General features: G+C 68.6%; 23 protein-coding genes. 5 read left to right on the plus strand and 18 right to left on the minus strand.

What is annotated here, in order from left to right:
- Positions 1-203 precede the first annotated feature (203 nt).
- Positions 204-1,241, minus strand: coding sequence for an AbrB family transcriptional regulator (locus WKR98_RS04420; RefSeq protein WP_341432182.1), 1,038 nt, complete (start codon positions 1,239-1,241; stop codon positions 204-206).
- Between the two features lie 95 nt (positions 1,242-1,336).
- On the opposite strand from WKR98_RS04420, the gene WKR98_RS04425 reads away from it, so the two are divergent.
- Entirely contained in the window at positions 1,337-2,503 is a 1,167-nt protein-coding gene (locus WKR98_RS04425; protein WP_341432183.1) for a methionine aminotransferase, read from the plus strand.
- A 47-nt stretch (positions 2,504-2,550) separates the two neighbouring features.
- Here the strand turns inward: WKR98_RS04425 and WKR98_RS04430 are convergent, their stop codons facing one another.
- The 5 genes from WKR98_RS04430 to WKR98_RS04450 all read right to left on the minus strand — a co-directional run bounded on the left by WKR98_RS04430 (position 2,551) and on the right by WKR98_RS04450 (position 7,763).
- Positions 2,551-4,086 carry a tripartite tricarboxylate transporter permease gene (locus WKR98_RS04430; RefSeq protein WP_124692049.1) on the minus strand — a complete coding sequence of 512 codons (1,536 nt, stop codon included), beginning with the start codon at positions 4,084-4,086 and terminating at the stop codon, positions 2,551-2,553.
- Positions 4,083-4,520 (minus strand): tripartite tricarboxylate transporter TctB family protein, encoded by a 438-nt coding sequence (locus WKR98_RS04435; protein WP_124692546.1) that lies wholly within the window; start codon positions 4,518-4,520, stop codon positions 4,083-4,085. The genes WKR98_RS04430 and WKR98_RS04435 overlap by 4 nt, the downstream gene beginning before the upstream one ends.
- 17 nt (positions 4,521-4,537) lie before the next feature.
- Entirely contained in the window at positions 4,538-5,533 is a 996-nt protein-coding gene (locus WKR98_RS04440) for a Bug family tripartite tricarboxylate transporter substrate binding protein (RefSeq protein WP_124692050.1), read from the minus strand.
- Between the two features lie 122 nt (positions 5,534-5,655).
- Entirely contained in the window at positions 5,656-7,068 is a 1,413-nt protein-coding gene (locus WKR98_RS04445; protein WP_445936091.1) for a sensor histidine kinase, read from the minus strand.
- A 26-nt stretch (positions 7,069-7,094) separates the two neighbouring features.
- On the minus strand, positions 7,095-7,763 hold the full coding sequence (locus tag WKR98_RS04450) for a response regulator (RefSeq protein ID WP_124692051.1): 669 nt from the start codon (positions 7,761-7,763) through the stop codon (positions 7,095-7,097).
- Between the two features lie 433 nt (positions 7,764-8,196).
- On the opposite strand from WKR98_RS04450, the gene WKR98_RS04455 reads away from it, so the two are divergent.
- Positions 8,197-9,033 (plus strand): NAD-dependent protein deacetylase, encoded by an 837-nt coding sequence (locus WKR98_RS04455; RefSeq protein ID WP_341432184.1) that lies wholly within the window; start codon positions 8,197-8,199, stop codon positions 9,031-9,033.
- Between the two features lie 38 nt (positions 9,034-9,071).
- Here the strand turns inward: WKR98_RS04455 and WKR98_RS04460 are convergent, their stop codons facing one another.
- Entirely contained in the window at positions 9,072-10,004 is a 933-nt protein-coding gene (locus tag WKR98_RS04460) for a LysR family transcriptional regulator (protein ID WP_341432185.1), read from the minus strand.
- Between the two features lie 119 nt (positions 10,005-10,123).
- Here WKR98_RS04460 and WKR98_RS04465 point away from each other — a divergent pair, with 119 nt between their 5' ends.
- Positions 10,124-11,632 (plus strand): CoA-acylating methylmalonate-semialdehyde dehydrogenase, encoded by a 1,509-nt coding sequence (locus WKR98_RS04465; RefSeq protein WP_124692054.1) that lies wholly within the window; start codon positions 10,124-10,126, stop codon positions 11,630-11,632.
- 4 nt (positions 11,633-11,636) lie between these two features.
- Here WKR98_RS04465 and WKR98_RS04470 read toward each other — a convergent pair whose 3' ends face one another.
- The 11 genes from WKR98_RS04470 to WKR98_RS04520 all read right to left on the minus strand — a co-directional run bounded on the left by WKR98_RS04470 (position 11,637) and on the right by WKR98_RS04520 (position 23,621).
- Positions 11,637-12,536 (minus strand): LysR substrate-binding domain-containing protein, encoded by a 900-nt coding sequence (locus WKR98_RS04470; RefSeq protein WP_341432186.1) that lies wholly within the window; start codon positions 12,534-12,536, stop codon positions 11,637-11,639.
- A 60-nt stretch (positions 12,537-12,596) separates the two neighbouring features.
- On the minus strand, positions 12,597-13,253 hold the full coding sequence (gene leuD, locus WKR98_RS04475) for a 3-isopropylmalate dehydratase small subunit (RefSeq protein WP_341432187.1): 657 nt from the start codon (positions 13,251-13,253) through the stop codon (positions 12,597-12,599).
- A 10-nt stretch (positions 13,254-13,263) separates the two neighbouring features.
- On the minus strand, positions 13,264-14,664 hold the full coding sequence (leuC, locus tag WKR98_RS04480; protein WP_341432188.1) for a 3-isopropylmalate dehydratase large subunit: 1,401 nt from the start codon (positions 14,662-14,664) through the stop codon (positions 13,264-13,266).
- A gap of 13 nt (positions 14,665-14,677) precedes the next feature.
- Complete coding sequence (locus WKR98_RS04485) at positions 14,678-15,799, minus strand: helix-turn-helix domain-containing protein (RefSeq protein WP_341432189.1); 1,122 nt, start codon at positions 15,797-15,799, stop codon at positions 14,678-14,680.
- A 131-nt stretch (positions 15,800-15,930) separates the two neighbouring features.
- On the minus strand, positions 15,931-16,659 hold the full coding sequence (locus WKR98_RS04490) for an ABC transporter ATP-binding protein (protein WP_341432190.1): 729 nt from the start codon (positions 16,657-16,659) through the stop codon (positions 15,931-15,933).
- On the minus strand, positions 16,656-17,405 hold the full coding sequence (locus WKR98_RS04495) for an ABC transporter ATP-binding protein (protein WP_341432191.1): 750 nt from the start codon (positions 17,403-17,405) through the stop codon (positions 16,656-16,658). The genes WKR98_RS04490 and WKR98_RS04495 overlap by 4 nt, the downstream gene beginning before the upstream one ends.
- Positions 17,402-18,364, minus strand: a complete 963-nt coding sequence (locus WKR98_RS04500; RefSeq protein ID WP_341432192.1) for a branched-chain amino acid ABC transporter permease — start codon at positions 18,362-18,364, stop codon at positions 17,402-17,404. Before WKR98_RS04500 ends, WKR98_RS04495 begins: the two co-directional genes overlap by 4 nt.
- A gap of 8 nt (positions 18,365-18,372) precedes the next feature.
- Positions 18,373-19,227 carry a branched-chain amino acid ABC transporter permease gene (locus WKR98_RS04505; protein ID WP_124692062.1) on the minus strand — a complete coding sequence of 285 codons (855 nt, stop codon included), beginning with the start codon at positions 19,225-19,227 and terminating at the stop codon, positions 18,373-18,375.
- A 15-nt stretch (positions 19,228-19,242) separates the two neighbouring features.
- Positions 19,243-20,478, minus strand: a complete 1,236-nt coding sequence (locus tag WKR98_RS04510) for an ABC transporter substrate-binding protein (protein WP_124692063.1) — start codon at positions 20,476-20,478, stop codon at positions 19,243-19,245.
- A gap of 136 nt (positions 20,479-20,614) precedes the next feature.
- Entirely contained in the window at positions 20,615-22,150 is a 1,536-nt protein-coding gene (locus WKR98_RS04515) for an amidohydrolase family protein (RefSeq protein WP_341432193.1), read from the minus strand.
- On the minus strand, positions 22,143-23,621 hold the full coding sequence (locus WKR98_RS04520; RefSeq protein ID WP_124692065.1) for a carboxylesterase/lipase family protein: 1,479 nt from the start codon (positions 23,619-23,621) through the stop codon (positions 22,143-22,145). The genes WKR98_RS04515 and WKR98_RS04520 overlap by 8 nt, the downstream gene beginning before the upstream one ends.
- 195 nt (positions 23,622-23,816) lie before the next feature.
- On the opposite strand from WKR98_RS04520, the gene WKR98_RS04525 reads away from it, so the two are divergent.
- Together WKR98_RS04525 and WKR98_RS04530 are read left to right on the plus strand one after the other, a co-directional pair.
- Positions 23,817-24,689, plus strand: a complete 873-nt coding sequence (locus WKR98_RS04525; protein ID WP_161568018.1) for a VOC family protein — start codon at positions 23,817-23,819, stop codon at positions 24,687-24,689.
- A 97-nt stretch (positions 24,690-24,786) separates the two neighbouring features.
- Positions 24,787-26,715: an aconitase family protein gene (locus WKR98_RS04530; protein ID WP_341432194.1), complete on the plus strand. Its 1,929-nt coding sequence runs from the start codon at positions 24,787-24,789 to the stop codon at positions 26,713-26,715.
- The last annotated feature ends 3 nt before the right edge of the window (positions 26,716-26,718 follow it).

Genomic DNA, 26,718 nt, shown 5'->3' on the forward strand with positions numbered 1-26,718 from the left:
CCAAGAACGCCGACACGAACTGAAATGCGGTAATGGCGGACATCCGCAATGGCAGACGGGACTTGCGTGCTGCTTGAATTCAACTGCGAATCGCAGCATACCCGCGTGTACTTTGCGAATCAATAATATTTAGCAGGCGTATCGCAAATGCCATGTCCACGCCGCGCAACAGGCCCGGATCACCCTGCGCAGGGCGCTCGAAATCAGTCGCGCAACGCCGGAAAACGCATAAGCAAACCACGGTAGAGCGGCGGGGTGATCAGCAGCACAAAGGCCAGCCGGAACACCTGGAAAGCCGTTACCAGCGGCACGCCCAATTGCAGCACCTTGGCGGTGATGCACATCTCGGCAATACCGCCGGGCGCCAGCCCGAGGATCAGCGTGGGCAGCGCGATGTCGCTGGGACGCGCCAGGAGCAGGCTCAGGCCCACCGAAAGCATGATCACGACCAGGGTGTAGGCCAGGATCAATCCCATGAAGCGCGGGGCCGTCCGGAAGAAATCGGGGGTGTAGCGGTCGCCCAGCGACCAGCCTATGAGCAACTGCGCGGCGTTCAGCATGAAGGTGGGCATCGCCGACAAGGCCATGTCATTGGACGTCAGCAGGATGGTGACGGCCATGGGCCCCAGCACCCAGGCATTGGGTATGCGCAGCCGCACGGCCAGCAGCGCGCCGCCGGCACCCAGCGCGAACATCGCCGCCAGGCCGGCGGGATCCACCGCCGTCATGGCGGGCGCGAAAAGCCCGCTGCCGGTCACGCCCGACATCCGGAAAGCCAGCGGCACCAGCACGACGACAAGCAGGATGCGCAGGCTGTGGGCCGAGGCGACCAGCGCCACCTTGCCGCCGTAGCGGTCGGACAGGTTGGCCATTTCCGCCGCGCCGCCTATGGTGGACGAAAAATAGGCGGTGCTGAATTCCACGCCGCCGGCGCGCTGGAGGAACCAGGCGCCGGCCAGCCCCGCGGCCACCGAGAAGATGGCCCCCAGCAGCAGCGGCAGCAGATTGCCCGCGATCTCGTCGACCACCATGGGCGTGAAATACAACCCCAGGCCCACGCCTATCACCCACTGTCCCGCATAGCGCAGTTCGGTCCGGCTCCGGGACTGCACGCCGGCGATCTTGGTCGCCGCCGTGGCGATCAGCGCGCCCAGCATCCAGGGCAGCGGGGTATGGAGCGCGACCGCTATCAGCGAGCCGCAAAGCGCGATGGCGAAACCTAGCAATAGACGGACGAACATGGGGAACGAAACAGGCGGGCGTGGCCGCCGGCGGACGCATGGAGGTAGACTGATTCGATGAAGACGAATGGTACATCCAAGGCCCAAGCAAGCTGATGATTAATTCCAAATTGCCGGACGTCGGCGTCACCATCTTTACCGTCATGAGCCGGCTGGCCACGGAAACCCGCGCCATCAACCTGGGCCAGGGCTTCCCCGATTTCGATCCCGATGCCGGCCTGCTGGCGCAGGTGGACGCCGCCATGGCCGCGGGCCACAACCAGTACGCCCCCATGCCGGGGATCCCGGCGCTGCGCGCCGCCATCGCGGCCAAGACGCAGGCGCTGTACGGCGCGGCCTACGATCCCGAGACGGAGATCACCGTGACCAGCGGCGCCACCCAGGCCCTGATGACCGCCATCCTGGCGGTGGCCGGCGCGAGTGACGAGGTCATCGTGCTGGAACCCAACTACGACTCCTACGTGCCGGCCATACGCCTGGCGGGCGCCACGCCGGTGGCGGTACAACTGCTTGCGCCCACGCCCGAGGCTCCCGGCTACCGGCCCGACTGGGACGCGGTGCGGCGCGCCATCACGCCGCGCACCCGGGCCCTGCTGATCAATTTCCCGCACAATCCAACCGGCGCGGTGCTGGACGACGGCGACCTGGACGAGCTCGAACGCATCCTTGAAGGCACGGGCGTGGTGCTGATCTCGGACGAGGTCTACGAGCACATCGTGTTCGACGGCCGCCGGCATGCGTCCATCGCGCGCCGGCCGGCGCTGGCGGCCCGCAGCTTCCTGGTCTCGTCGTTCGGCAAGACTTTCCACACCACCGGCTGGAAGATCGGCTATTGCTGCGCACCCGCCGCCCTGTCCGTGGAATTCCGCAAGATCCACCAGTTCATGGTGTTCGCGGTCTCGACCCCCATGCAGTACGCGCTGGCCGCGTTCCTGCAGGATCCCCGTCACTACCTGGAACTGCCCGCCTTCTACCAGGCCAAGCGCGACCGCCTGGAAGCGGGTCTGAAGCAGACGCGCTTTCGCACCCTGCCCTGCCCGGGCACCTACTTCCTGCTGGCCGACTACAGCGCGATCTCGGATGCGCCAGAAAGCGAATTCGCGCGCTGGCTGACCACCGAGCACGGCGTGGCGGTCATACCCATCGCGGCTTTCCATGCCGATCCGGACGCGCCGGCCTCGAACCGGCAACTGGTGCGCTTCTGCTTCGCCAAGAAGGACAGCACGCTGGACGCGGCGCTGGAGCGCCTGCAGCGGGTCTGAAAGCGGCATGCGGGCCCGATCGCCCGCATGCCTGCCGCCTGTGTCGCCTAGGCCGACGCGGCGGGTTCGGAAGCGCCCGCGCGACGCCGGGCCAGCACGCGCATCGTGACCGGCACGATCAGCACGGCCGCCGCGCACAGCCACAGACCGATGCTGACCGGGCTTTCCCACAGGATGGCCGTGTCGCCGTTGGTGATGGACAGCGCCCGGCGCAGGTTCTGCTCCATCATGTTGCCCAGCACCAGCCCCAGGATGAGCGGCGCCATGGGCACGGACATCTTGCGCAGCAGATAGCCCACCACGCCCAGCGCCACCATCATCACGAGGTCGAAGGTGGTGGCGTGCACCGAGTACACGCCTATCGTGCTCACCGTCACGATGAACGGCACCAGCGCCCAGGTCGGCACCGACAGCATGCGCGCGAACACGCCCACCATGGGAATATTCATCGCCAGCAGCATGGCGTTGCCGATGAACAGCGACGCGATCAGGCCCCAGACGATCTCGGGGCGCTGCTCGAACAGCGCGGGCCCGGGCGTGATGTTGTAGAGCGCCAGCACGCCCATCATCACCGCGGTGGTACCCGATCCCGGCACGCCCAGCGTCAGCATGGGCACGAACGAACCCGTGGCCGACGCGTTGTTGGCCGCCTCGGGCGAGGCCAGGCCGCGGATGTCGCCCTTGCCGAAATGCGCGCCTTCCGGGTCGGACTGTTCGACCAGGCGCTTCTCGGTCGAATAGGCCATGGCCGAGGCCACGGTGGCGCCGGCACCCGGCAGCACGCCCACCACGAAGCCGATCAACGCCCCTCGCACCGTGCCCCACCAGGTCATCGCCACTTCCCGCATGTTGAACAGGGTGCGTCCTGTCGGCTTGACCACCGCGTTGCCCGTGACCGACTGTTCCAGCAGCAGCAGCATCTCGCTGACGGAGAACAGGCCGATCACCACCACCACGAACTGGATGCCGTCGCTCAGGTGCAGCGAATCGAAGGTGTAGCGGTAGATGCCGGAGTTCTCGTCTATGCCCACGGTGGACAAGGCCAGGCCCACGGCGGCGGCCAGCAGCGCCTTGACGGGCTGCTCGCCCATCAGCCCGGCCAGGCAGCAGAAGGCGAACACCATCAGCGCGAAGTACTCCGCCGGCCCGAAGGCCAGCGCCCATCGGGCCAGCAGGGGCGCGGCGATGGCGATGCCGACGGTGGCCACGGCCGAGCCCACGAAGGAACTCCAGGCCGAGATCGACAAGGCCACGCCGGCCTTGCCCTGGCGGGCCATGGGGTAGCCGTCCAGTGCCGTCATGATGGCCGAGGCTTCGCCCGGCACGTTGATCAGGATGGAACTGATGCGCCCGCCGTATTCGCAGCCGATGTAGACCGCGGCCAGCAGGATGAGCGAGCTTTCCGGCGGCAGCTGCATCGCGAAGGCCAGCGGCATCAGGATGGCCACGCCGTTGATGGGCCCGAGGCCGGGCAGTACGCCCACGATGGTGCCGATGAAGGAGCCGATGGCCGCGATCAACAGGTTGAGCGGCGTCAGCGCGACCGAGAAACCGGTGGCCAGATGGCCGAAGATATCGTTCACAGCAGGCCTCCCAGCAGGCCGGTGGGCAGCACCACGTCCAGCACCTTGTCGAACAGCAGGAACACGGCCACGCCCAGGGCCAGCCCGGTGATGCCCGTCTTGAGCCACGATCCGCCGAACGCGCGGCCCACCGGCAGGCTCATCAGAAAGGTAGCCAGGACAATGCCCAGCCACTGGAACAGGAAGGCGTAGGCGGCCAGCGCCACCGACACGGCCACGACGCGTCCCTTGACGCCCGCCGCCACGGACTCGACCGGATTACCGCCCCTTGCGGCCAGCCAGAGGCCGCACAGGCCGATGACCAGCGACAGCAGCATGGGAAAGGCGCGCGGGCCCACCGGCTCGTAGGCGAAAGGCGCCTCGAGCCCGTAGCCCTGCCACACCATCACGGCGGCGAAAACCAGCGCCGCCGTTCCCAGCAGCCGGTCGTTCAACACGACACGGCCGCCGCTCATTTACGCACCAGTCCGAACTCGTCGGCCAGCTTGCGGTACTCGGCAACCTGCTGCTTGATGTAGCCGTCCAGCTCCTTGCCGGTCTTGTTGAACGGAAACAGGCCGCGTTGTTCGCGCAACTTCGCGAATTCGGGCGTGGCCATCATCTTGTCGAAGGTACCCACCCACCACTGATAGTCGGCATCCGCGACCTTCGGTCCCACGTAGAAACCACGGATGATGGGCCACTGGATGTCGAAGCCCTGCTCCTTGGCGGTGGGCACGTCGGCCAGCCGGCCCGGCAGGCGCTGGTCGGCGAACACGGCCAGGATGCGGATGGGCACGCCGGCGTCCAGCACGGACGCGACCTCGCCGGCATCGCCCGAATACACCTGCACATGGCCGCCCTGCAAGGCCGTCAGGGTCTCGCCGCCGCCCTCGAAGGCGACGAAGCGCATGGTCTTGTAGTCGATGCCGGCGGCACGCGCGGTCAGCGCCGCCTTCATCCAGTCCTGGCTGCCGATGGTGCCGCCGGCGCCGAACACCACCTTGGTGGGATCGGCCTTGATGGCGGCCATCAGGCTCTTGAGATCCTTCCAGGGGGCGTCCTTGCGCACCACGACCGCGCCGTAGTCGGTGCCGATGCCCGATACCCAGCGCACGTCGGATTCGGTGTAGCGGCCGAACTTGCCCTGGGCGATGTTCAGCAGCGAACCACCCGAGAAGGCCACGATGGTGCCGGCCTCGGCCGGACGCTGGGCGATGATGGTGTTGTAGGCCACGGCGCCGATGCCGCCGGGCATGTACACCGATCGCATCGGAGCGCTCAGGTACTTGCCTTCCTGCAGGCCGCTCTGGGCGATCTTGCAGGTCAGGTCGAAACCGCCGCCGGGCTTGGCGGGGGCGATGCACTCGGGCCGTTCGGGCGCGGCGGCCGCCGGTTGCGCGGCCAGTCCCGCGAAGGCCATGGCCGCGGCACACGCCGCCGCCCGCAGTCGGACTGTGGGTTTCATCAGTCACCTCCTTGTCGTTGTTGTCGATGTCGCGGCTGTCAGGCCGCACCGAGGCGACTGTACGAACACGGGGCTTTCAACCGGCTTTCAATTTCCCGTGTTTTCGTGCTGCGAAGCAACATTCAAGACCTGGGGAAAACCAGGGACGCGCGCAGGCCCGGGCCCGGTTCCCGGTTTTCCAACACCAGTCTGCCCTTGTGCAGGCCCGCGATCCGCTGCGCGATGGCCAGTCCCAGGCCGGCGCCCGGCTTGCCCTTGCCGGACTCGCCGCGGCGAAACCGCACGCCGGCCCGCTCGATGTCGGATACCGGCATGCCCGGCCCGCTGTCCTCCACCCGCAGCACGAACTGCCCGGGCTCGCGCAGCAGCGTCAGCGTCACCATGCCTTCCTCGGGGCTGTAGCGAATGGCATTGTCCAGCAGGTTGAGCACGGCTTCGCGCAGCAGCACGGGCAACCCCGGCATCCACAAGGCTTCCTCGGGTGCCTCGATGCCGTAGTCCAGCTGCTTGGCACGCGCGGCCGGCAACAGGCTGCGCACACACTCCCCGGCCAGCTCGGCCAGGTCCGTCGGCACGAAAGGCAGGCCCCCCTCGGCCAGCGAGGCATCATGGACGCGGGCCAGCGCCAGCATCTGGTTGGCCATCCGTATGGACCGGTCCACCCCGGCATGCATGGCCTGCAAGACCTGCCGGACCGCCTGCGGATCGTTCTCGCGCAGCGCGAAATCCACCTGGGTCTTGAGCACGGTCAACGGCGTGCGCAACTGATGGGAAGCATCGTCCAGGAATTGGCGCTGCGCGCGAGCCTGGGCGTCGTGCCGCGCGATATGCCGGTTGATGGCGGACACCAGCGGCTGGACCTCGGCCGGCACCTGGCTGTCGTCGACGGGCCTCAGGTCGTCGGGATCGCGCGCGTCGATTTCCTCGCTCAAACGCACCAGCGGGCGCAACGCGATGATCACCCCGCCTGTCAGCAGGATCGCGCTCAACAGGATCTGCAGCGTATCGCGCTCGATCGCGCGCATCAGCACGGCCCGGGTGAAGGCTGCCCGCGATTCGATGCTTTCCGCGACCTGGATGACCACCCGCTGGCGGTCTTTCGCGCCATACAACGGCGGATCGAGCCGGCGCGCGAGCACGCCCACGCGCACGGGTTCGCCGAAATACTCGGCATTGAAGAATTCCGCCTGGCCCGACACCAGCGCATGCGCCGGCATGGGAAGCGAGGGATTGCCGATCTCGGTCAGGTTGTCCTCGGTGGACACCCTGAAATACACGTTGCCGCTGGCGGTCAATTCGAAGAATTGCAGCAGCCTGTAGGGCAGTTCCACTGCCAACCCGCCGCTTTCCGTCGATATGTTCAGGTCTATGGCCCGCAGCGCGCCTGCCAGCGAACGGTCGTAGGCGGCATTGGTCAGGTCGTCCAGCAGCCTGACCGACAGCCACAGGCCACCGCCGGCCACCACGGCCAGGACGGGAAGCAGCCACCACAGCAGGGTGGTCTTCAGGCTGCGGCGCCGTGGCCGGGCCGGCAAGAGGGGGGTTCCGGACGAGGAAGCCGTCACGCGGGTTCCAGGCTGTATCCCAGCCCGCGCAGGGTCACGATACGGACGCCGGTGTCGCCCAGGCGCTTGCGCAGCCGGTGGACGATCACCTCGATGGCGTCCAGCCCGACGTCGCGGTCATCGTCGAATACCCGGTCCAGGATCTGCTGCTTGGTCATGGGCTCGCCGCTACGCTGGATCAGGGCCCGCAAAACCGCGTGTTCCCGGGGCGACAGGGCCAGGGGCTGGTTGTCCAGCAGGAATTTCTGGGCCGCCAGGTCGAAGACCAGCGATCCACAGGCCAGGCGTGGATGTTCCCTGCCCCGGCTGCGCCGTATCAGCGCCAGCAGCCGGGCTTCCAGCTCGGCCACGTTGAAGGGCTTGGGAAGGAAATCGTCCGCGCCTTCGTGCAGGGTGGTCACGCGTTCCGTCAGGGAATCGCGCGCGGTCAATATCAGGACCGGCGTGCGGTCGTCGCGGGCGCGCAGCCTGGCCAGCAGCGTGCGGCCATCCAGTCCGGGCAGTCCCAGGTCCAGGACGACGGCATCGAAGTCCTCGACCTGCAGGCGCTTTTCGGCAACCACCCCGTCGTCGGCCCATTCCACGACGAAGCCGGCATGCCTGGCCAGCGTGCCTGACAGCCACCGGGCCAGTTCGGGTTCGTCTTCGACCAGCAGGATGCGCATGGCGGATCGCGTGCTCCGTACTTACTTATAGGGATGGGACGCCTGGATGCTAGGTGTTCGACCCGGCGGGGTCAACCGGCGTCCGCGTAGCGGCGCCCCGGGCCGCTTGCGGCCCTCGTGGCAATAGGAAGAAAAGATGTTTGAGCTTTATCCCAAAACTATCTATCCAATTCGTAGTAGTTAATAGGAGCCTGTGGATAACTTCGACCGTTCAAAAAATCCTTTTCGATTCAACGGTTTGCCTAATTTTTGAGCATGTGGATAACCTTGTCCACATGGTGTACCCGGAAATTGGACAAGTTTTTCGACCGAAGACGAAAGCGAAGTTATCCACAAAGGCTCAACATTGTGTGCACACCCCTGCTTCCTAGAGGTTATCCACAGGCCCTGGAGGCTCGCATCGGGTATTCTGGTCGCCTGCCTGGAGCCGTTCATGGATGTATTCGCTTCTTCCTCCGCCCTGGCCGCGTTCGTGGGCCGGCACGAACGCCTGTTCGTGCTGACCGGTGCCGGGTGCAGCACGGACTCGGGCATCCCGGACTACCGCGACGCCGATGGCCAGTGGAAACGTACGCCGCCCATCGACTTCCAGGTCTTCATGCGCGACGATCCGGCCCGGGCGCGCTACTGGGCGCGCAGCATGATCGGGTGGCGCCGCTTCGGGAAGGCCGGGCCCAACGCCACTCATCGCGCGCTGGCGCGGTTGGAGGCCAGCGGGAGAATGCGGCTCCTGGTCACCCAGAACGTCGATGGCCTGCACCAGGCGGCGGGCAGCCGCGCGGTGGTGGACCTGCATGGCCGGCTGGACCAGGTCCGCTGCATGCATTGCGTGCACCGCGAACCGCGCGCCGTGTTCCAGCAGAGGCTGGAGGCCATGAACCCGGCCTGGATCGCGCTGGACGCGGCCGATGCGCCGGATGGCGACGCGGACCTGGAGGCGGTGGATTTCTCCCGTTTCGCCGTGCCGCCCTGTCCCGCCTGCGGCGGCATCCTGAAGCCGGACGTCGTCTTCTTCGGCGAACAGGTGCCCGCGCCGCGCGTGGCGACGGTACTGCGCGCGCTGGACGAGGCCGATGCCATCCTGGTGGTAGGCTCGTCGCTGATGGTGCATTCCGGCTATCGCTACGTGCGCGCGGGCGCGCAGGCCGGCCTGCCGGTCGCGGCGGTCAACCTGGGGCGCACGCGCGCCGACGAGTTGCTGACCCTGAAGGTGGAGCAGTCCTGTGCCGAGGCGCTGGCCTTCATGCTGGCGGACCGCGCGGCGGCATGAGGCCGTGAAAAGTTGTGCCGTGGACCGCTGGCTCCTTGCTAGTCCGGCAAGGGGAAACCCGGCGCCATCGACTCGCGCAGGTATTCCACGAAGCATTGCACCGCGCGCGGCACGCGTGGCGCCCAGGGGCGCAGCGCATACAGCTGGTTGCCGAAGAAACCCTGTACGCGCCAGTCCGGCAGTACCGGCCTGAGCCGGCGCATGGCGGGCGCCGCGCTGAAATCGGGCAGGAGGCCGATGCCCAGTCCGTCCAGCACCGCGTCGCGCAGGACCTCGCTGTTGTTGGCCTTCAAGGGGCCTTGCACGGGCACCGACAGCGTGTCGGCCTGCGCGTCGCCGGCCGGAACGAAGGTCCAGGTGTCGGCGCCCGGTCCCAGGTACAGCACGCAGTCGTGGTCGGCCAGGTCGCGCGGATGCCGGGGCGCGCCGCGCCGGCGCAGGTAGGCGGGGCTGGCCACCAGCAGCGAACGGGTCTCGCACAGGGGCCAGGCGACATAGCTTTCGGGCGCGGCCGCCGTGTGGCGGATGGCCAGGTCGTAGCCTTCCTGCGCCAGGTTGACGAAGCGGTCGGTCAGGTCCAGGTGGATGCGCACGTCGGGATAGCCGCGGAAGAACGCCGCCAGCCGTGGCGAGATGTGCTGCCTGCCCAGGGCCACGGGGGCGGTGACGCGCACCGTGCCGCGCGGCGTGCCCGACAGGTCCTTCACCGCGGTGAAGCCGGCGTCGATGCGCTCGAACGCCGGCGCGGCGTCGGCCACCAGTTCCCGGCCGGCATCGGTCAGCACCACCGAACGCGTCGTGCGCTGGACCAGCGGCACGCCGGCCGCGCGCTCCAGCGCGACGATGCGCATGCTGACCGAGGCCTTGGACAGGCCCAGGCGGCGCGCCGCCTGGGTGAAGCTGCGGGTCTCGGCCAACACTGTCAGCAGGTGGATGTCGGCCACCCACGGCCCGATGATGTCGGCAGCCATTTTTTTCCGTTCGGATTGTTCAAGATATTGAACACTTTAATCGGCTTCGGCCGGCTTATCCAATCGGCGGCGCGGGCCTAGACTGGGATCCTCGATTTCTTCTTCTCAGGATGACCGCCATGTCCGCTTCCATCGTCCACTGGGTCGACGGCCGCAAGATGCCCGCGCAGGGATCGCGCGTCGCCGACGTCTTCAACCCCGCCACCGGCGCCGTCTCCGGCCAGGTGGCGCTGGCCACCGCCGCCGACGTCGATGCCGCCGTCGCCAGCGCCCGCCGCGCCTTCCCCGCCTGGGCCGACGTGCCGCCCATCCGCCGGGCGCGCGTGATGTTCCGCTTCCTGGAGCTGTTGAACCGCCACAAGGACGAGCTGGCCCGCGCGATCACCGCCGAGCACGGCAAGGTGTTCACCGATGCGCAGGGCGAAGTCGCGCGCGGCATCGACATCGTCGAATTCGCCTGCGGCATTCCGCAGCTGCTCAAGACGCAGTTCACCGACCAGGTTTCCACCGGCATGGACAACTGGACGCTGCGCCAGCCGCTGGGCGTGGTGGCCGGCGTCACGCCGTTCAACTTCCCGGTGATGGTGCCGATGTGGATGTTCCCCGTGGCCATCGCCGCCGGCAACAGTTTCGTGCTCAAGCCCAGTCCCATCGATCCGACGCCTTCGCTGATCATGGCCGAGCTGCTCAAGGAAGCCGGCCTGCCCGACGGCGTGTTCAACGTCGTGCAGGGCGACAAGGAAGCGGTGGACGCGCTGCTGGCCCACCCCGACGTGGCCGCGGTGTCCTTCGTCGGTTCCACGCCCATCGCGCAAAGCATCTACGAGACCGGCGCGCGCAACGGCAAGCGCGTGCAGGCGCTGGGCGGCGCGAAGAACCACATGGTGGTCATGCCCGACGCCGACCTGGACGTGGCCGTGGACGCGCTGGTGGGCGCGGGCTACGGCTCGGCCGGCGAACGCTGCATGGCCATTTCGGTGGCGGTGCTGGTGGGCGACGTGGCGGACCGCATCGTGCCGCGCCTGATCGAGCGCACCCATGCGCTGAAGGTCAAGAACGGCATGGAGCTGGATGCCGAGATGGGCCCCATCGTGCATGCCGGCGCGCATCGCCGCATCAGCGACTACATCGGCGTGGGCGTGGAAGAAGGCGCGCAACTGCTGGTGGACGGACGCCGCTTCGACGCGGCCTCGGCCGGCGCGGGCTGCGAACGCGGGTTCTGGATGGGCGGCACGCTGTTCGATCACGTCAAGCCCGGCATGCGCATCTATCGCGAGGAAATCTTCGGCCCCGTGCTGTCCTGCGTGCGCGTGCCCGACTTCGCCTCGGCGGTCGAGCTGATCAACGCCCATGAATTCGGCAACGGCGTGAGCTGCTTCACCAGCGACGGCAACGTGGCGCGCGAATTCGGCCGCCGCATCCAGGTCGGCATGGTGGGCATCAACGTGCCCATTCCCGTGCCCATGGCCTGGCACGGCTTCGGCGGCTGGAAGCGTTCGCTGTTCGGCGACATGCATGCCTACGGCGAGGAAGGCGTGCGCTTCTACACGAAGCAGAAGAGCATCATGCAGCGGTGGCCGAGCAGCATCGAGAAGGGCGCGGAATTCGCCATGCCCATTGCCAAGTAGCTCTTTAGCGGCTCATCAAGAAGTCGACTAATGCGGCAGCGGGGGCCGAGAGGCCCTCGCGCTGCCGGAAGACCACGAAGAGTTCGCGCGCGGCCCAGGGTTCGTCGATGGGGATCAGCGCCAGGTCCAGCGTGCCCACGTACAGTTCGCCGCTGTGCTGCGGCACGACTGCGACGCCCAGGCCGACGTGGACCATGCGGCACAGCGCGTCCAGGCTGCTGACGCTGATCTTGACGTGCAGCGTGGCGCCCAGCCGTCCGGCTTCCTTGACCAGCAATTGCGTCAGCGACGTCCCCTGCCCCATGCCGACGATGTTCTCGTCCATGAAATCGCGCAGGCGCACCACGGGCGCCTTGGCCAGGCGATGGCGGCGCGGCACGGCCAGTACCAGGCGGTCGCTGCGGTAGGGCAGGTGCTCGAGCCGCTCGATGCCCGGGACCTTGTTGGAGAAGCCCAGGTCGAAATCGCTTTCGGTCAGGCTGCGCAGCACCTCGCTGCTGGTCTGTTCGTCGATCTGGATGTCCACGTCGGGGAAGACGCGCTTGAAGGCGGCGATGTCCTCGGGCAGGAACTGCACGATGGACGACATGTTGCCGACGATGCGTATCGTGCCCTTGGCGCCGGTGGCGTACTGGGACAGCTCGGCTTCCATGCGTTCGATGTCGGCCAGGACTTCCCGTGCGTGGCGATACACGGCCTCGCCTATGGGGGTGACCGAGATGCCGCGCGATTCGCGGTGGATGACCGGCTGCCCGATCACGCCTTCGATCTCGGCGATGCGGCGGCTGACGGCCGAGGGCGCGATGGCCTCGCGTTCGGCCGCGCGCGCGATGTTGCGTTCCTGGCAGACGGCGACGAACAGGCGCAGCGAGGTCAGGTCGAGTTTACGGACGAGATTGCTCATGGTCTTGCCTTCCTGTCGCTGCGCGGATTGTGGCACGGCGGGCGACAGGGGGCAACGCGCTCAGGCGCTCCGGCGCGCGGGCGACAGCCAGGGGTACGTCCGCAGGTGCGCATCCTCGAAGGCGCGGATCTGGTCGGCCTTGCGCAGCGTCAGGCCGATGTCGTCCAGGCCGTTCAGCAGGCAGTATTTGCGGAACGGCGCGATGTCGAAGCCGAAGGAGGGCGAGCCGTCCGGACCGGACACGGTCTGCGCCTGGAGGTCGACCAGCAGCTGCACCGGCTGTTCCCGCGTCGCCAGCGCGAACAGCGCATCCACTTCGTCCTCGCGCAGCACCACCGGCAGGAGGCCGTTCTGCATCGCGTTGTTGTAGAAGATGTCGCCGAAGCTGGGCGCGATCACGGCGCGAAAACCGTATTGCTGCAAGGCCCACGGCGCGTGTTCGCGCGAGGAGCCGCAGCCGAAGTTGGCGCGGGCCAGCAGGATGGTCGCGCCCTGGTAGCGCGGCTCGTTCAGCACGAAGTCGGGATTCAGCGGGCGGCCGCTGCAATCCTGGCCAGGCTCGCCCTGGTCCAGGTAGCGCCATTCGTCGAACAGGTTGGGGCCGAAGCCCGTGCGGCGGATGGATTTGAGGAACTGCTTGGGAATGATGGCGTCGGTGTCGACGTTGCCGCGGTCAAGCGGTGCGACCAGGCCTTGCAGGCGATCGAATTTTTCCATGATGGACTCCTTACAGCGCGCGCACGTCGACGAAGCGGCCGGCGATGGCCGCGGCCGCCGCCATCGCGGGGCTGACGAGGTGCGTGCGGCCGCCGGCGCCCTGCCGGCCTTCGAAATTGCGGTTGGAAGTCGAGGCGCAGCGTTCTCCCGGCGAGAGCCGGTCGGCGTTCATGGCCATGCACATGGAACAGCCGGATTCGCGCCATTCGAAACCGGCGTCGATGAAGACGCGGTCCAGGCCTTCCTGTTCCGCCTGCGCCTTCACCAGCCCGGAGCCGGGCACCACCATCGCGAGCCGGATGTTCGGCGCCTTGCGGCGGCCCTTGACCACGGCGGCGGCGGCGCGCAGGTCCTCGATGCGGGAATTGGTGCACGAGCCGATGAACACCTTGTCCAGGGCAATGTCGGCGATGGGCGTATTGGCGGCCAGCCCCATGTAGGCCAGCGCCTTGCGCATGCCCTCGCGGCGGACCGGATCGGCTTCGGTGTCGGGATCCGGCACCTTGCCGTCCACGGCCACGACCATCTCGGGCGAGGTGCCCCAGGTCACCTGCGGCAGGATGGAGGCCGCGTCGATCTCCACCACCGTGTCGAACACCGCGCCGTCGTCCGAGCGCAGCGTGCGCCACCAGGACACGGCCTGGTCCCACTGCCCGCCCGACGGCGAGAACGGCCGGCCGCGCAGGTAGTCGATGGTGGTGTCGTCCACCGCGATCATGCCGGCCCGCGCGCCGGCCTCGATGGACATGTTGCAGATGGTCATGCGGCCTTCCATCGACAGCGCGCGTATCGTCGAGCCCGCGTATTCGATGGCGTGGCCGGTGGCGCCGGCCGCGCCTATCCGGCCGATCAGCGCCAGCACGATGTCCTTGGCCACCACGCCGGGCTGCAACGTGCCTTCCACGCGCACCAGCATGGATTTCATCTTGCGCGCGATCAGCGTTTGCGTGGCCAGCACGTGCTCGACTTCCGAGGTGCCGATGCCGTGCGCCAGGCAGGCGAAGGCGCCGTGGGTGCTGGTGTGGGAGTCCCCGCACACCACCGTCATGCCCGGCAGCGTCGCGCCCTGTTCGGGGCCGACCACGTGCTCGATGCCCTGGCGCCGGTCCTGCATGCCGAAGAAGGTCAGGCCGAACGTGCGGGCGTTGTCCTCCAGCGCGCCCACCTGCGCGCGCGAGAACGGATCGTCGATGCCCTGGCTGCGGTCGGTGGTGGGGACGTTGTGGTCGGCGATCGCCAGACAGGAATCGGCCCGCCACGGCGCGCGGCCGGCCAGCCGCAGGCCCTCGAAGGCCTGTGGGCTGGACACCTCGTTGATCAGGTGCCGGTCGATGTACAAGAGGCAGGTGCCGTCGGGTTCGGCGGCAAAGGCGTGCGTGTCCCAGAGTTTGTCGTAGAGCGTGCGCGGCATGCGTGGTCATCCATCATCGCGGGCCGGCCTGGGGCCGGCGGGCTTCCATGATAGGAGCCCCGGATGCGGCGTGGGATGACGATTGGAGAGGGCTGCCGTCGCCGATGGCGGGGGGGCACTGCGTCATGCGTATGGCGTCGGTGCGCGCCATGCGCGGTGGATAGCCGTAGCGCGCGCGGAACTGGCGGCTGAAATGCGGAATGTCGTTGAAGCCCTGGCGCAGCGCGATCTCGGTGATGGAGATGTGGTCGAAGCGCGGGTCCACCAGCATCGCGTTGGCCCGCGTCAGGCGTTCTTCCCGGACCCAGGTGCCGAAAGTGGTGTCGGCGGTCGAGAACAGCTTGTGCAGGTAGCGCTTGGAAATGTTCATGGCCTTGGCGACCGTGGCCGGATCCATGTCGGGATCGTCCAGGTGGCAGCGCAGGTAGGCCTTGGCGCGCGACAGCAGGATGGCGCTGCTCTGGGGCGGCGCGCCGGCCTCGGGGTCGGGCGCGGCCTCGCCGCCCTGGAACGCCAGTCCCACCAGGTCCAGCGCCATGTCGATGGCCTGGATGCGCGTGTTGTTGTTCAGCAGCAGGCCTTCCTGCGCCAGCAGTCCCAGATGGTGAGCCGCCAGCCGGCCGATGCCGTTGCGGATGCTGGGCGTGACCGACAGGAAATGGCTGGGGTCGGGCAGCCGGCTTTCCAGCAGGCGGCGCGGGACGGACACCAGCATGCGCGCGGTGGCGTCGTCGTGCGTGGACCGGTAGGGAATGGCCTTGTCCAGCAGGAACAGGCTTTCGGCGTCCACCACCGTCCGCTGGTGCGGATGGCTGACGACGGCGTTGCCCACCAGGTTGATCCCGACCAGGTAGTCGTTCTGGTTGTCGCGTTCTATGCACCGGGCCGTGCGGTGGATTTCGAGCGGATCGGAGCGGATGTAGATGAAGTTGAGCGGGCCGACGCTGGTGCGCGCGATCTGGTGCTGGAAGCGGTTGCGGCTGGCGGTGCCGATCTCGACCCGGGCGATCTGGCTGCTGACCAGCTTGGTGTACTGCTCGACGTTATCCGAACTGACGACGTCCTGGCTACCGAACGGCCCGCCCGGCATGGCGCCCCACACGTCCTGCGGCGGGTGTCCGATATGCGTACCCATTGAATGGCGTTCCTCCAGGTTCCCGCCCGGCTGCGGCGAGCGCATCGGACCATGCTCGTCCAACGTAACACAGACTGGACGCCGATGGCCGCCGGGCGGGGCCTCGTATTCCCTGGTTGCCAGGTAGGGGATCAGACGCCGAGGTAGCGGTCCCGGACCTCCTCGGCGGCCTGCAGGGCCTCGGGCGTGGATTCGTACACGATGCGCCCCTTGTTCACCAGCAGGACGCGATCGGCCAGCGCCATTGCGAATTTCAGGCGCTGCTCGATCAGCAGCAGCGTCGAGCCGCGCCGCTTGACCTCGACCAGCACGGCGTGGAGTTCCTTGACCAGCAGCGGCGACAGCCCCTCGGTCGGTTCGTCCAGCAGCACGACGCGCGGATAGCCGACCAGCGCGCGGCCGACCGCCAGCATCTGCTGCTCCCCGCCGGACAGGCCGCCCGCCCGGTTGTTACGTCGCTCGGCCAGGCGGGGGAAGGCGGCATAGACCTCGTCCTTGGTCCACGACAAGCCTTCTCGGTCGTAGCGGCGCAGGTTGCTGCCCAGTTCCAGGGTCTCGTGCACCGTCAGCGAACGGAAGATGCGCCGCCCTTGCGGGACCAGCGCGATGCCCTGCCGGCTGATGCGTTCCGGGGGCGTGCCCGTGATATCGATTCCGCCGATACTTATCTTCCCCTGCCGCGGCGGTACGAAACCCGCCAGCGTGCTGACCAGGGTAGTCTTGCCGACGCCGTTGCGCCCCAGGATGGCGACCACCTCGCCCTGGGCGGCGCCCAGGGTCACGCCCTGGAGGATGTAGCTCGGGCCGTAGTAGGTGTGGACGTCCGCGACGTCGAGCAAGCGGGGATGCGTCGTGGTCATTCGCCTTCACCGAAATAGATGCGCCGGATCTCGGCGTTGTTGCGCACTTCCTCGGCCGTGCCGGTCATGACCATCTGGCCGTTCTGCAGGATGGTGAAGCGGTCGGCCACCTCGAAGGCCACGTCCATGTCGTGTTCGACCACGATCACGGTGACGTCGGCCGGCAGTTCCTTGATCAGCGTGACGACGCTTTCGGTTTCCATGGCGGACAGGCCCGAGGTCGGCTCGTCCAGCAGCAGCACCCGGGGTTCGCCGGCCACCGCCATGGCCAGTTCGAGCTTGCGCTGGTCGCCGTAGGACAGGTCGCACACGCGCGTGCGGCGATCGGCGGTGAAGCGCCAGTCGTCCAGCAGCGCGCGCACCCGTTCCCAGACCGGGCCGGGCCGGGCGGCGCCGCGCATCATCCCGTAGCGGGTGGACGACAAGGCCCGCACCGCCAGATGGACGTTCTCTTCCACGCTGGCGTCCTGGAACAGCGAGGTGATCTGGAAGGTGCGCGCCAGGCCCTTGTGCGCGCGCCGGTGCGGCGCCAGCGCGGTCACGTCCTCGCCGAACAGCCGCACCTTGCCGTCGGTCGGCGTCAGTTGCCCGCCTATCATGTTGAACAGGGTGGTCTTGCCCGCGCCGTTGGGCCCCAGCAGCACGCGGCGCTCGCCCACCGCGATGTCGAGCGAGACGTCGGACACGGCGCGCAGACCGCCGAATGAAATGCCTATGCCATCGAGTTGTACCGCCGCGGATCTCATGAAGCCCTCCGGATGCGCACGAGGTCGTGGGCCAGGGCGACGATGCCGCGCGGCGCGAACAGCACGGCCGCCACGTACAGCAGGCCCAGCCAGGTGATCCAGCGGTCGGTGAAGCCGCTGACCAGGTGGCTGAGCAGCATCACGATGAAGGCGCCCAGCACCGGCCCGGCCAGCGTGCCGGCTCCGCCTATGATGACCATCAGCGTGATCTCGGCCGAGATCACGATGCCGACCGACTCGGGGCTGACGAAACCCTTGTAGAAGACGAACAGCACGCCCGCGTAGCCGGCGAAGCCCGCCGAGATGATGAAGGCCAGGTACTTGTACAGCCAGACGTTGTAGCCCAGGGCCGCCATGCGCGGACCGTTCTGCTGGATGCCCCGCAGCGCGTGGCCGAATGGAGATCGCGCCAGGATGGCCATCAGGCAGAGCGCGGCGGCCGTGGCCAGGACGACCAGCAGGTAGTAGCCGTCGGTGTCGGCGACGGACAGGCCGGGCAGGCCCAGGTCCGGCCGGCCGATGCCGCGCAGTCCGTCGTCGCCGCCCGTGACCGAGCGCCACGAGAAGGCCGTGGCCCAGGTGATCTGGCCCAGCGCGAGCGTGATGATCAGGAAGTAGACGCCCGTGGTCCGGAGCGCGAGCAGCGCGTACACCGCGGCCACGGCCATGCTGGCCACGATCGCGGCGGCGGCCGCCAGCCAGAAGTTGGTGGACACGTGCAGGTAGACGAGCCCGGCGGTATAGGCCCCCACGCCGAAGTACGCGGCATGCCCCAGCGACGGCAGCCCGGCGTAGCCCAGCAGCAGGTTCAGGCCGAGCGCCAGGATGGCGAACACCAGGCAGTCGATGACGAGTCCGGCGCCGTACGACGACAGCCCCTGCCCGAGCACGACGAGCGCGACGGTGCCCAGCGCCGTGGCAAGCCAGGGGGAGGAGAAAGAGAATCGGGAAGCGGTCATGGCTTGCCTCATGCGCGGCCGAACAGGCCGTTGGGCCGGATGACCAGCATGGCCACCATGGGAACGAACATCGTGAACATGGCCAGCTCGGGTATGAAGGCCTTGCCCAGCGTGTCGGCGAACCCGATCAGCAGGCTGCCGTACAGCGCGCCCTTCAAGCTGCCCAGGCCGCCGATCACGACCACGGCGAAGGCCTGCAGCATGACCTCGAAATCGGCGCCGGGATAAATGCCCAGCATGGCGCCGCCCAGCACGCCCGCCACGCCCGCCAGGGCCGCGCCCGCGGCGAACACCAGCGTGAACACCAGGCGGATGTCGATGCCCTGGGCGCGCACCATGCCCGGGTCGTCCACGCCGGCGCGGATGATGGCGCCGATGCGGGTCTTCTCGATCAGCAGCCACAGGGCCAGCGCGACGGCGGCGCCGCAGGCGATGAGCGCCACGCGGTACTTGGGGAACACCATGCCGCCGTACCGCAGCGCGCCGTCCAGGAACTCCGGACGCTCCAGGGTCTGCGGCAGCCCGCCCCAGAACCACAAGGCGAAGTCCGAGATCACCAGCAGCACGCCGAAGCTCATCAGCACCTGGCCCAGCTCGTTGTTCTGCACGCGTTGCAGCAACAGCCGCTGCAGCACGATGCCGACCAGGCCGACGACGACGGCGGCGGCCAGCAGCGCCAGCCAGAAGCTGCCGGTGCGTGCCAGCACGCTCAGCCCGCAGTAGCCGCCCAGCAGGTAGAACGAGCCGTGGGCCAGGTTGATGATGCGCATCAGCCCGAAGATGATGGACAGGCCCGCGGCGATCAGGAACAGCAGCATCGCCAGCGACAGCGCGTTCAGTATCTGGATCGAGTAGAAAGACATGGAACGGCCCGCTCGCTACTTCGCCCACTCGTTGGCGATGTCCCGGTAGGGCTTCATCTCCATGAATTCCTTCGGCTGCCAGGTGTAGAACTGCGAGACGTCCGGCACCTTCGCCACGGGTTCGTTGACCAGCTTGCCATCGACCCGCTTGACCTCGAACACATAGATGTCATGCACGGGGCTGCGGTAGTCGTCGAAGCGGAATGCCCCGCGCGGCGCGGCGAACTTCACGCCGGCGAGCGTCTTGTTCACCTTGCTCTTGTCCGAGACGTCGCCCTTGAGGGCCTTGATGGCCTCGCCGATGGCGCGCGCGGCCACGTACGAGCCCTCCGAATAGAAGGTGGGCGTGCGGCCGAAGCGCTTCTGGTAGGCCTTGACGAAGGCCTCGTTCTCCGGCGTCTTCACGCGGGCCGAATAGTGCGACGACGACAGGATGCCCAGGGCCGACTTGCCCTGCGCCTCCAGGATCATGTCATCGGTCAGCATGCTGGAGGCGACCAGGGGCAGCGTGCCCTTCAGGCCGTACTCGTCGTACTGCTTGACGAACTTGATGGCTTCCGAGCCGGCGAACACCGCGGCCACGGCGTCGGCGTCCTTGACCTTGATGCTGGACAGGAAGGGCGCGAAGTCGGCGGTGCCCAGCGGCGGATACAGCGTCTGCACGATCTTGCCGCCGGCCTGGGTGAAGGTGCGGGCGATGCCGCCGGTCTGCTCGAAGCCCGCGGCGTAGCCGGTGGCGACCAGGACCAGGCGGCGATAGCCCTTGTCGTACAGCCACTTGCCGAAGGGATGGCTGGCCTGGCTGCCGGAGCTGTTGGTGCGGAAGATGTTGGGCGCGGCCAGTTGCTGCGTCAGGCCGTCGGCGCTGGACACCGAGACGACGTAGGGAATGTTCTTTTCCACCACGTAGTCGCGCAGGGCGTAGGCGACGCTGGACGAGACCACGCCGCCCAGGAAGGCCACCTTGTCGCTTTCCACCAGTTTCCTGGCCTTGGTCAGGCCCACGTCGGGCTTGGCCTGGGAGTCCTCGAAGACCAGTTCGAGCCGGGCACCGCCGGCCTTGGCGCCTATTTCGTCGACGTAGAGCTGGAAGCCGTTGCGGACGTCCTCGCCGATGGCGGCGTAGGGGCCGGTGTTCGGGCTCAGCACGCCGATCCGGATGGTGGGTTCGGCCGCGCCGGCACCGGCGCCGGTCAGTGCCAGGCCAGCGGCGAGCGTGGCCAGGGCGAGTCGGAAATGGATGCGTTTCATGGGGTTCCCCAGGCGGGAGGTTGTCGGAACGTCTTGGTGTTGTGCAGGGGCATAGTGGAAGGGTTCGCGGGCAGGCGCTTGCGCGTCAGCGCATGACTGGTTGAGTCCTGGTGCACGTCCGCCTGGGGGTTGTTCCCTAGCCCCGTGAGGCAAGCTCCGCGAAACGGCGCATGCCCAGCTTCACGCCCAGTGCCTGTTCCTGGGCCCGTCGCAGGTAGGGGTCGAGGCGGGCGGCGCGCGCGGCGGCTTCGCGGGCATCGCGTTCCAGCGTGGGCAGAAGGCCGACCAACTCCCGCCGGACGGCTTCCAGGTCGATGGAAGCCAGGCGGCCGTTTTCCACCAGCATGCGTCCGTCGACCATGACGGCGGCCACGCCGCGTCCGCTTTCGCCGAAGACCACCTGGCGCGCCGCGTCGTTGAGCGGCAGGTACACCGGATCGCGCAGGTCCAGGAAGGTGATGTCGGCCTTGCGGCCTTCCGCCAGCCGGCCGATGTCGCGCTCCAGGCCCAGGGCCTGCGCGCCGCCCAGCGTGGCGGCGCGCAGGGCGTCGGCGGCATGGGGCGGGCCTTCGTCGTGGCCGGTGATGGCCGCCTGCAGCACGGCCAGCTTCATGGCCTGGAACATGTTCTGCGCGTCCGAGCACGAGCAGTTGTCGCAACCCAGCGCGACGCCCACGCCGTGGTCCAGGTAGCGGCGCAGCGGTGCGATGCCATTCTTGGTCTTCAGGTTGCTCATGGGGTTGAGCACCATGCGCGTGCCGGATTTCGCCAGCATGGCCATGTCGCGGCGGTCCAGCCAGACGCCGTGCGCCAGCGTCAGCTCGGGCCCCAGCAGGCCCAGCCGCGCCAGGTAGCGGATGGGCGAGCCGCCGTCCGCCTTGAACAGTTCGCGCGCGGCCACCGCTTCCATGCGCGAGATGGCCACGTGCGAGAACATGCGCCGCCCATGCTCGCGGGCAAGATCGCGCAGGGCCGTCAGCAGCGCCGGGCCGCAGCGCTCGGGGCTGGACGGGCAGACGGCCCAGCTCAGCCGGTCGTCGTCCCGCGCGGGATGCGCGGCCAGGATGTCCGCCATCTCGGCCACGGCGTCGCGCATGCCGGCCGGCGGCGGCGGACCGGCGGCCAGCGACGCGGCCTTGGCCGGCAGGACGTCCCGCAGGAAGGGCATGGTGTCCAGCGCGCCCACGTCCGCCACCTGCATGCCCAGCACGACGCGCAGGCCGGCGTCCTCGTAGGCGCGCCGTACGACCTCGATCTGGCGCCGGTCGAGCGGCCACAGGCTCAGCATGTCCTGCACCGTCGTGATGCCGCCCAGCAGGCATTCGGCCGCGCCCACCAGCGTGCGCAGGCGCAGCTCGTCGTCCGAGCGCGGCGGGAAGTAGCGCGGCAGCGCGCGGAAGGTCCAGCGCTCCAGCGACATCACGTCGAAGCATCCCTTGAGCAGGACGTCGTGCGAATGGTAGTGCGCGTTGACCAGGCCCGGCACGGCCAGCCAGCGCGAGCCGTCGACGACGCGCGCCGTGGAAGGAAGCGGCATCGTGCCGTGCGGGACGATGCGCGCGATGCGCTTGCCCGCGATGGTCAGGTCCGCCTGGAACGGTTGGCCGGCCGCTTCCGGATCGACCAGGGTCACCCCGCGTATCACGGTGGCCGGGAGCGTCGTCTCAGGCATGCGCGCTCCCCACGCGCGGCGCGTCGTCCAGGTGCATGGCCAGCCGCGTGTCCCGTGCATAGCGCGGCCACGCGGGCAGCGATGGTGCCGCCGGCACGCCGTCGCGCGCGAAGGCCAGCCAGGCCGCGCGCATCGTGGCCGACAGGCGGTCGATCGCCTGTGGGTCGGCCGCTTCCAGCATGGGCGAGCCGTTCCAGGCGCGCGCGGTGCCCATGAGGAAGGGCAGTTCCAGGCAATGGCAACTGCCGAAGCCGGACGCGGGTGCCTGCCAGTCGAAGCGATAGAAATACACGTCGGCGCCCGCCGCCGAGGCGCGGTCCGCAAACTGGATCGTCGGCGCATCGAAGACGTGATCCGAGATCCAGTCGCTGAACAGGTCGGCCGCGTGGATGTCGGGGCGGGCTTCACGGCGGCGGGCGTAGTCGCCAGCCGCCGCGTCGCCGTACAGCGCCCGCAGCCGCGCCTGCGCGCCGTCGTGGTCCAAGCCGGCCATGCGCGGGTCCCGCGCGAAGAAGGCCTGGCATTCACGGGCCGTGACGCCCACCAGGATCTGCACGCCGGCCATGGCGTCGGCTGCCAGCGTGTCGAAGCGGAAGTCCGCCGGCAGGCCGGGCGGATCGGCCAGCAGATGGAAGGGCGGCGCCGTTTCTCCCAGTTGCGCGGTCTCGCGCGCGACGGCGCCCTGCGCGGCCAGGATGGTGGCCACGGAAAGGTCCCGCGCGCGGCCCGGCGCATCCGCCAGGCCCAGGTGGTGGAGGAAGCGTTCACCCATCTCGCCCGCGCGCGCCGTGTCCAGCGTCCCGATGCCGTAGGCGCCGCTTTGCAGGACGGCCCGGCGTATGCCCGGCCCGGCATGGCCGCCCGCGAACAGCGCGGCAATCGCGTTGGCGCCGGCCGACTGGCCCATCAGCGTGATGGCGTTCGGATCGCCGCCGAAATCGTGCGCGTGTTCGCGCACGAAGCGGATGGCCTGGGCCTGGTCCAGCAGGCCCAGGTTGCCGGGTGAGAGTCCGTTCGCGTACAGGTAGCCCAGCGCCCCCAGCCGGTAGTTCACGCCCACGACCACGGCGTCGCCCTCGCGCGCCAGCCGGCAGCCGTCGTACCAGTCCAGCCCGCCGCCGCCGCTGGAGAATCCGCCGCCGTGCAGCCAGATGATCACGGGCCGGTGGCCGCCGTCCAGGCCCGGCGTGGCGATCGTCAGTTGCAGGCAGTCCTCGCTCTGCTCGCGCGAGAAGTCGCCCATCACCGCCGCCAGCCGCGAGGCCGCCTGCGGCGCGATGGGCATGGCGCCGGTCGCGTCGCGCGTACCCGTCCACGGCCGTGGCGGCTCGGGCGGGGCGAAGCGCAAGGACTCCAAGGGTGGACGGGCATAGGGCACGCCCGAGAACCACAGCACGCCGTCCCGGCGCGCGCCACGCAATCGCCCCTCCGCCAGGCCGACTTCCACGAACCCGCTTGCATCACCGCCCATGTCGAACTCCGTTGCTTGCCCGCAGCGAGTATGGCGTCCACCGCCGCCGCGCTCTTGTCGTGGAGTGCAGTACCGCATGCGCAAGAATGTCCTGCGCCGCATTGCGCTGGGTGACAAGCGGCGTTGCACTCCGGCGCAAGACCGTGGCGGCGGCGCGGTGCCAGTATGGATGCCATCGAAACAGAGGAGGTTCCAATGAGCGGAGACATCGATTCGGTCAATCACCTGGGCATCGCCGTGCGCGACATGGACCAGGCTTGCGCCCTGTACGAGCGCCTGGGTTTCACCCTGAGCCCGCTCTCCGTGCATTCCGGTTCCAAGGCGCCGGGCGAGGCGCCCGTTCCCATGGCGACCGGCAACCGCTGCGCGATCTTCCCGAAGAACTACATCGAGGTGCTGGGCATCGTGAACCCCGGCGCCATGGACTGGGGATGGGAGCGGTTCGTGGACAAGTTCCAGGGCGCCCACATCATCTGCTTCGGCTGCACCGATGCCGAGACCGTGCATCGGCGCCTGGAGGACAGCAAGGTCGCCAATTCGGGCGTGATCACCTTGCAGCGCGACATCGGTACCGAGGACGGCATGCGCACGGCGCGCTTCGACTGCGTGCATTTCGACAGCGCCGCCACGCCCGAGGGACTGATCCAGGCTGCCCGCCACCGCAATCCCGAATACGTCCACCAGCCCCGCTACCTGGGCCACGCCAACGGCGCGACCTCGCTGGCCGAGATCCTGCTGGTGTCCGAGAACCCCGAGCAGACCGCCGCGCGCTACGCGGTGCTGAGCGGCCAGCCCAGCGTCCGGCAGGACGACGGTTCGTTCCTGATCCGGCTGCCGGTGGTGACGGCCCTGCGCTTCATGGGGCCCGAGCAGGCCGGCGTCGAATTGCCAGGCACGCTGATGGCGCCGGCCCCGGCCATCGTGGCCGCGACCTTCGGCGTGCGCGACCTGGCCGCGGCGCGGGCATGGGTGGCGCAGGCGGGCTTCCCCGTCGTGGACGGCCCGGGCCGCTTCATGGTGCCGGCCGAGAACGCCCTGGGCGTGGCCCACCTGTTCCGCCAGGAGTGACGCCGGCCAGCGATCTCGGAGCGAGATGGCTGGAGTGTCGAAACGAGGCTTTATGCATGGACGGCCCCTCCCCTACAGTTCGGGAAAGGAGTCGTTCATGCAAGACAGCATCCGTTTCGAGGGCCGCGTGCTTTACCTGTCGCGCGATCCGTCCTGTATCCGCCGCCAGCTGGCCGGCGAATCGGTCTCGCTCGCCCAGGCCGGACCGCTGCGCGACGACGTCTCGACCGACGAGATCACGCCGGTCACGACCATGCTGGTCTACGACGAGCGCCTGGGCCGCTACCCCTACGTCGGGCTGAAGGCCGGCGACGAACTGCCCATAGGCGAGGACGCCGTGCGCCAGGGCGGCTTCGGCATCACGGTGGCGGGCAAGCGCTACGGCAAGGGTTCGTCGCGCGAGCACAGCCCGCTGGCCGAGCTGTCGGCCGGCATACGGCTGATCGTGGCCGAGAGCTTCGAGCGCATCTACCAGCAGAACTGCGACAACATCGGCATTCTGACCACGACCGATTTCGACGTGCTGCGCCGGATCGAGGCCGGCGAAGCCATTCCCATCGAGCGGTTCCTGAACGGCCGCGACGCGCTGACCCAGGCGATCATCCGCAGCGGCGGGCTGATGGCCTACAGCCGGCAGGCGCTGCGCGCCGACACGGGGTCCACGCCGCGCGCCGCGGGCAAGGGGCTGACGCTGGTCGAGAAGATCATCCACCGGCACCTGCATCCCGACACCGTCGAGGCGGGACGCGGCAGCGGTGTGTTCATCCGCGCCGACTGGCGCTTCAGCCACGACTACTTCACCGGCATGAGCGCGCACCTGATGCACCTGGCCTACGGCAAGCCGGCGCCGCTGCGCGATCCGGACCGCATCGTGGCCTTCCACGACCACCTGGTCCTGGCGCCGCAGAGCGTGCCGCACGTCAAGGGCGGCCTCCTGCCGCGCGTGGCGACCCTGGTGCAGGGACACCATGATTTCATCGACGACTATCCGGTGCGCCACTACGGCCAGTTGCCCGACGGCAGCGGCTCCGAAGGCATCTGCCATGCGCTGATGGCCGAGCGCCACGCGCTGCCGGGCGAGGTCGTGGCCGGCACCGATTCGCATACGCCGCATGCCGGCGCGCTGGGCTGCCTGGCGTTCGGCGTGGGCTCGACCGACATGGCCAACAGCTGGGCGACCGGCTACGTGCGCTGCAAGGTGCCGGAAACGTTGCGCGTGGAGATCTCGGGCACGCTGGCGCCCGGCGTCACGGCCAAGGACATCGTGCTGGTGCTGCTGCGGTCCGAGGCGGTGCGCAACGGCGAAGCCATCGGCGCGGTGTTCGAATACGGCGGCGAGGCGGTGCGCGCCATGTCGGTGGACGAGCGCGCCACGCTGACCAACATGGTGGCCGAGCTGGGCGGATTCACCGGCATCGTCGAGCCGGACGAACGCACCGTCGCTTTCCTGAAGGAACGCCGCGGCGTCGACTTCGCGCTGGAGGACTGGATGGCCAGCGACGCGGATGCCGCCTACCGCCGCGTGATCCACATCGACGGCGCGAGCGTGCGGCCCATGGCGGCCCGCCCGGGCGATCCGGGCAACGGCGTGGCCATTGCCGAGCTGGACGGCGACGTTGCGGTCGACATCGCCTACGGCGGTTCCTGTACCGGCGGCAAGCGGGCCGATTTCGACGCCTACCACGAGGTCTTGAAATGGGGCCTGGACCAGGGCTTGCGCATCGCGCCGCACACCCGTTTCTACCTGCAGTTCGGCACGATGGAGGTCAAGCGCTATTGCGAGCAGCGCGGCTACCTGGACGTTTTCGAGCGTGCCGGCGTGGAGCTGGTAATGCCGGGCTGCGGTTCGTGCGCCAACTGCGGGCCGGGCCAGTCGACCTCGGCCTCGCAGGTCACCATCAGCGCGATCAACCGCAATTTCCCGGGCCGCTCGGGACCCGGGAGCGTATGGCTGGCCAGCCCGTATTCGGTGGCCGCCAGCGCGCTGGCGGGCCGGATCGTGGACTACGGCCAGCTGCGGGGATAGGCG

It is taken from the genome of Pigmentiphaga sp. YJ18 (genome assembly GCF_038066655.1).
Taxonomy (GTDB): domain Bacteria; phylum Pseudomonadota; class Gammaproteobacteria; order Burkholderiales; family Burkholderiaceae_B; genus Pigmentiphaga.

Bases quoted from the DNA above. Each gene is read 5' to 3' on its own strand.
- WKR98_RS04495 (WP_341432191.1), bottom strand. From the start codon at position 17,405: ATGAGATCCGCGGCGGTACAACTCGATGGCATAGGCATTTCATTCGGC.
- WKR98_RS04520 (WP_124692065.1), bottom strand. From the start codon at position 23,621: ATGGGCGGTGATGCAAGCGGGTTCGTGGAAGTCGGCCTGGCGGAGGGG.
- WKR98_RS04460 (WP_341432185.1), bottom strand. From the start codon at position 10,004: ATGGCTGCCGACATCATCGGGCCGTGGGTGGCCGACATCCACCTGCTG.
- WKR98_RS04440 (WP_124692050.1), bottom strand. From the start codon at position 5,533: ATGAAACCCACAGTCCGACTGCGGGCGGCGGCGTGTGCCGCGGCCATG.
- leuC (WP_341432188.1), bottom strand. From the start codon at position 14,664: ATGCCGCGCACGCTCTACGACAAACTCTGGGACACGCACGCCTTTGCC.
- WKR98_RS04515 (WP_341432193.1), bottom strand. From the start codon at position 22,150: ATGCCTGAGACGACGCTCCCGGCCACCGTGATACGCGGGGTGACCCTG.
- WKR98_RS04505 (WP_124692062.1), bottom strand. From the start codon at position 19,227: ATGTCTTTCTACTCGATCCAGATACTGAACGCGCTGTCGCTGGCGATG.
- WKR98_RS04450 (WP_124692051.1), bottom strand. From the start codon at position 7,763: ATGCGCATCCTGCTGGTCGAAGACGAACCCGAACTGGCCCGGTGGCTG.
- WKR98_RS04525 (WP_161568018.1), top strand. From the start codon at position 23,817: ATGAGCGGAGACATCGATTCGGTCAATCACCTGGGCATCGCCGTGCGC.
- WKR98_RS04420 (WP_341432182.1), bottom strand. From the start codon at position 1,241: ATGTTCGTCCGTCTATTGCTAGGTTTCGCCATCGCGCTTTGCGGCTCG.
- leuD (WP_341432187.1), bottom strand. From the start codon at position 13,253: ATGGAAAAATTCGATCGCCTGCAAGGCCTGGTCGCACCGCTTGACCGC.
- WKR98_RS04465 (WP_124692054.1), top strand. From the start codon at position 10,124: ATGTCCGCTTCCATCGTCCACTGGGTCGACGGCCGCAAGATGCCCGCG.
- WKR98_RS04455 (WP_341432184.1), top strand. From the start codon at position 8,197: ATGGATGTATTCGCTTCTTCCTCCGCCCTGGCCGCGTTCGTGGGCCGG.
- WKR98_RS04485 (WP_341432189.1), bottom strand. From the start codon at position 15,799: ATGGGTACGCATATCGGACACCCGCCGCAGGACGTGTGGGGCGCCATG.
- WKR98_RS04500 (WP_341432192.1), bottom strand. From the start codon at position 18,364: ATGACCGCTTCCCGATTCTCTTTCTCCTCCCCCTGGCTTGCCACGGCG.
- WKR98_RS04490 (WP_341432190.1), bottom strand. From the start codon at position 16,659: ATGACCACGACGCATCCCCGCTTGCTCGACGTCGCGGACGTCCACACC.
- WKR98_RS04470 (WP_341432186.1), bottom strand. From the start codon at position 12,536: ATGAGCAATCTCGTCCGTAAACTCGACCTGACCTCGCTGCGCCTGTTC.
- WKR98_RS04530 (WP_341432194.1), top strand. From the start codon at position 24,787: ATGCAAGACAGCATCCGTTTCGAGGGCCGCGTGCTTTACCTGTCGCGC.
- WKR98_RS04425 (WP_341432183.1), top strand. From the start codon at position 1,337: ATGATTAATTCCAAATTGCCGGACGTCGGCGTCACCATCTTTACCGTC.
- WKR98_RS04510 (WP_124692063.1), bottom strand. From the start codon at position 20,478: ATGAAACGCATCCATTTCCGACTCGCCCTGGCCACGCTCGCCGCTGGC.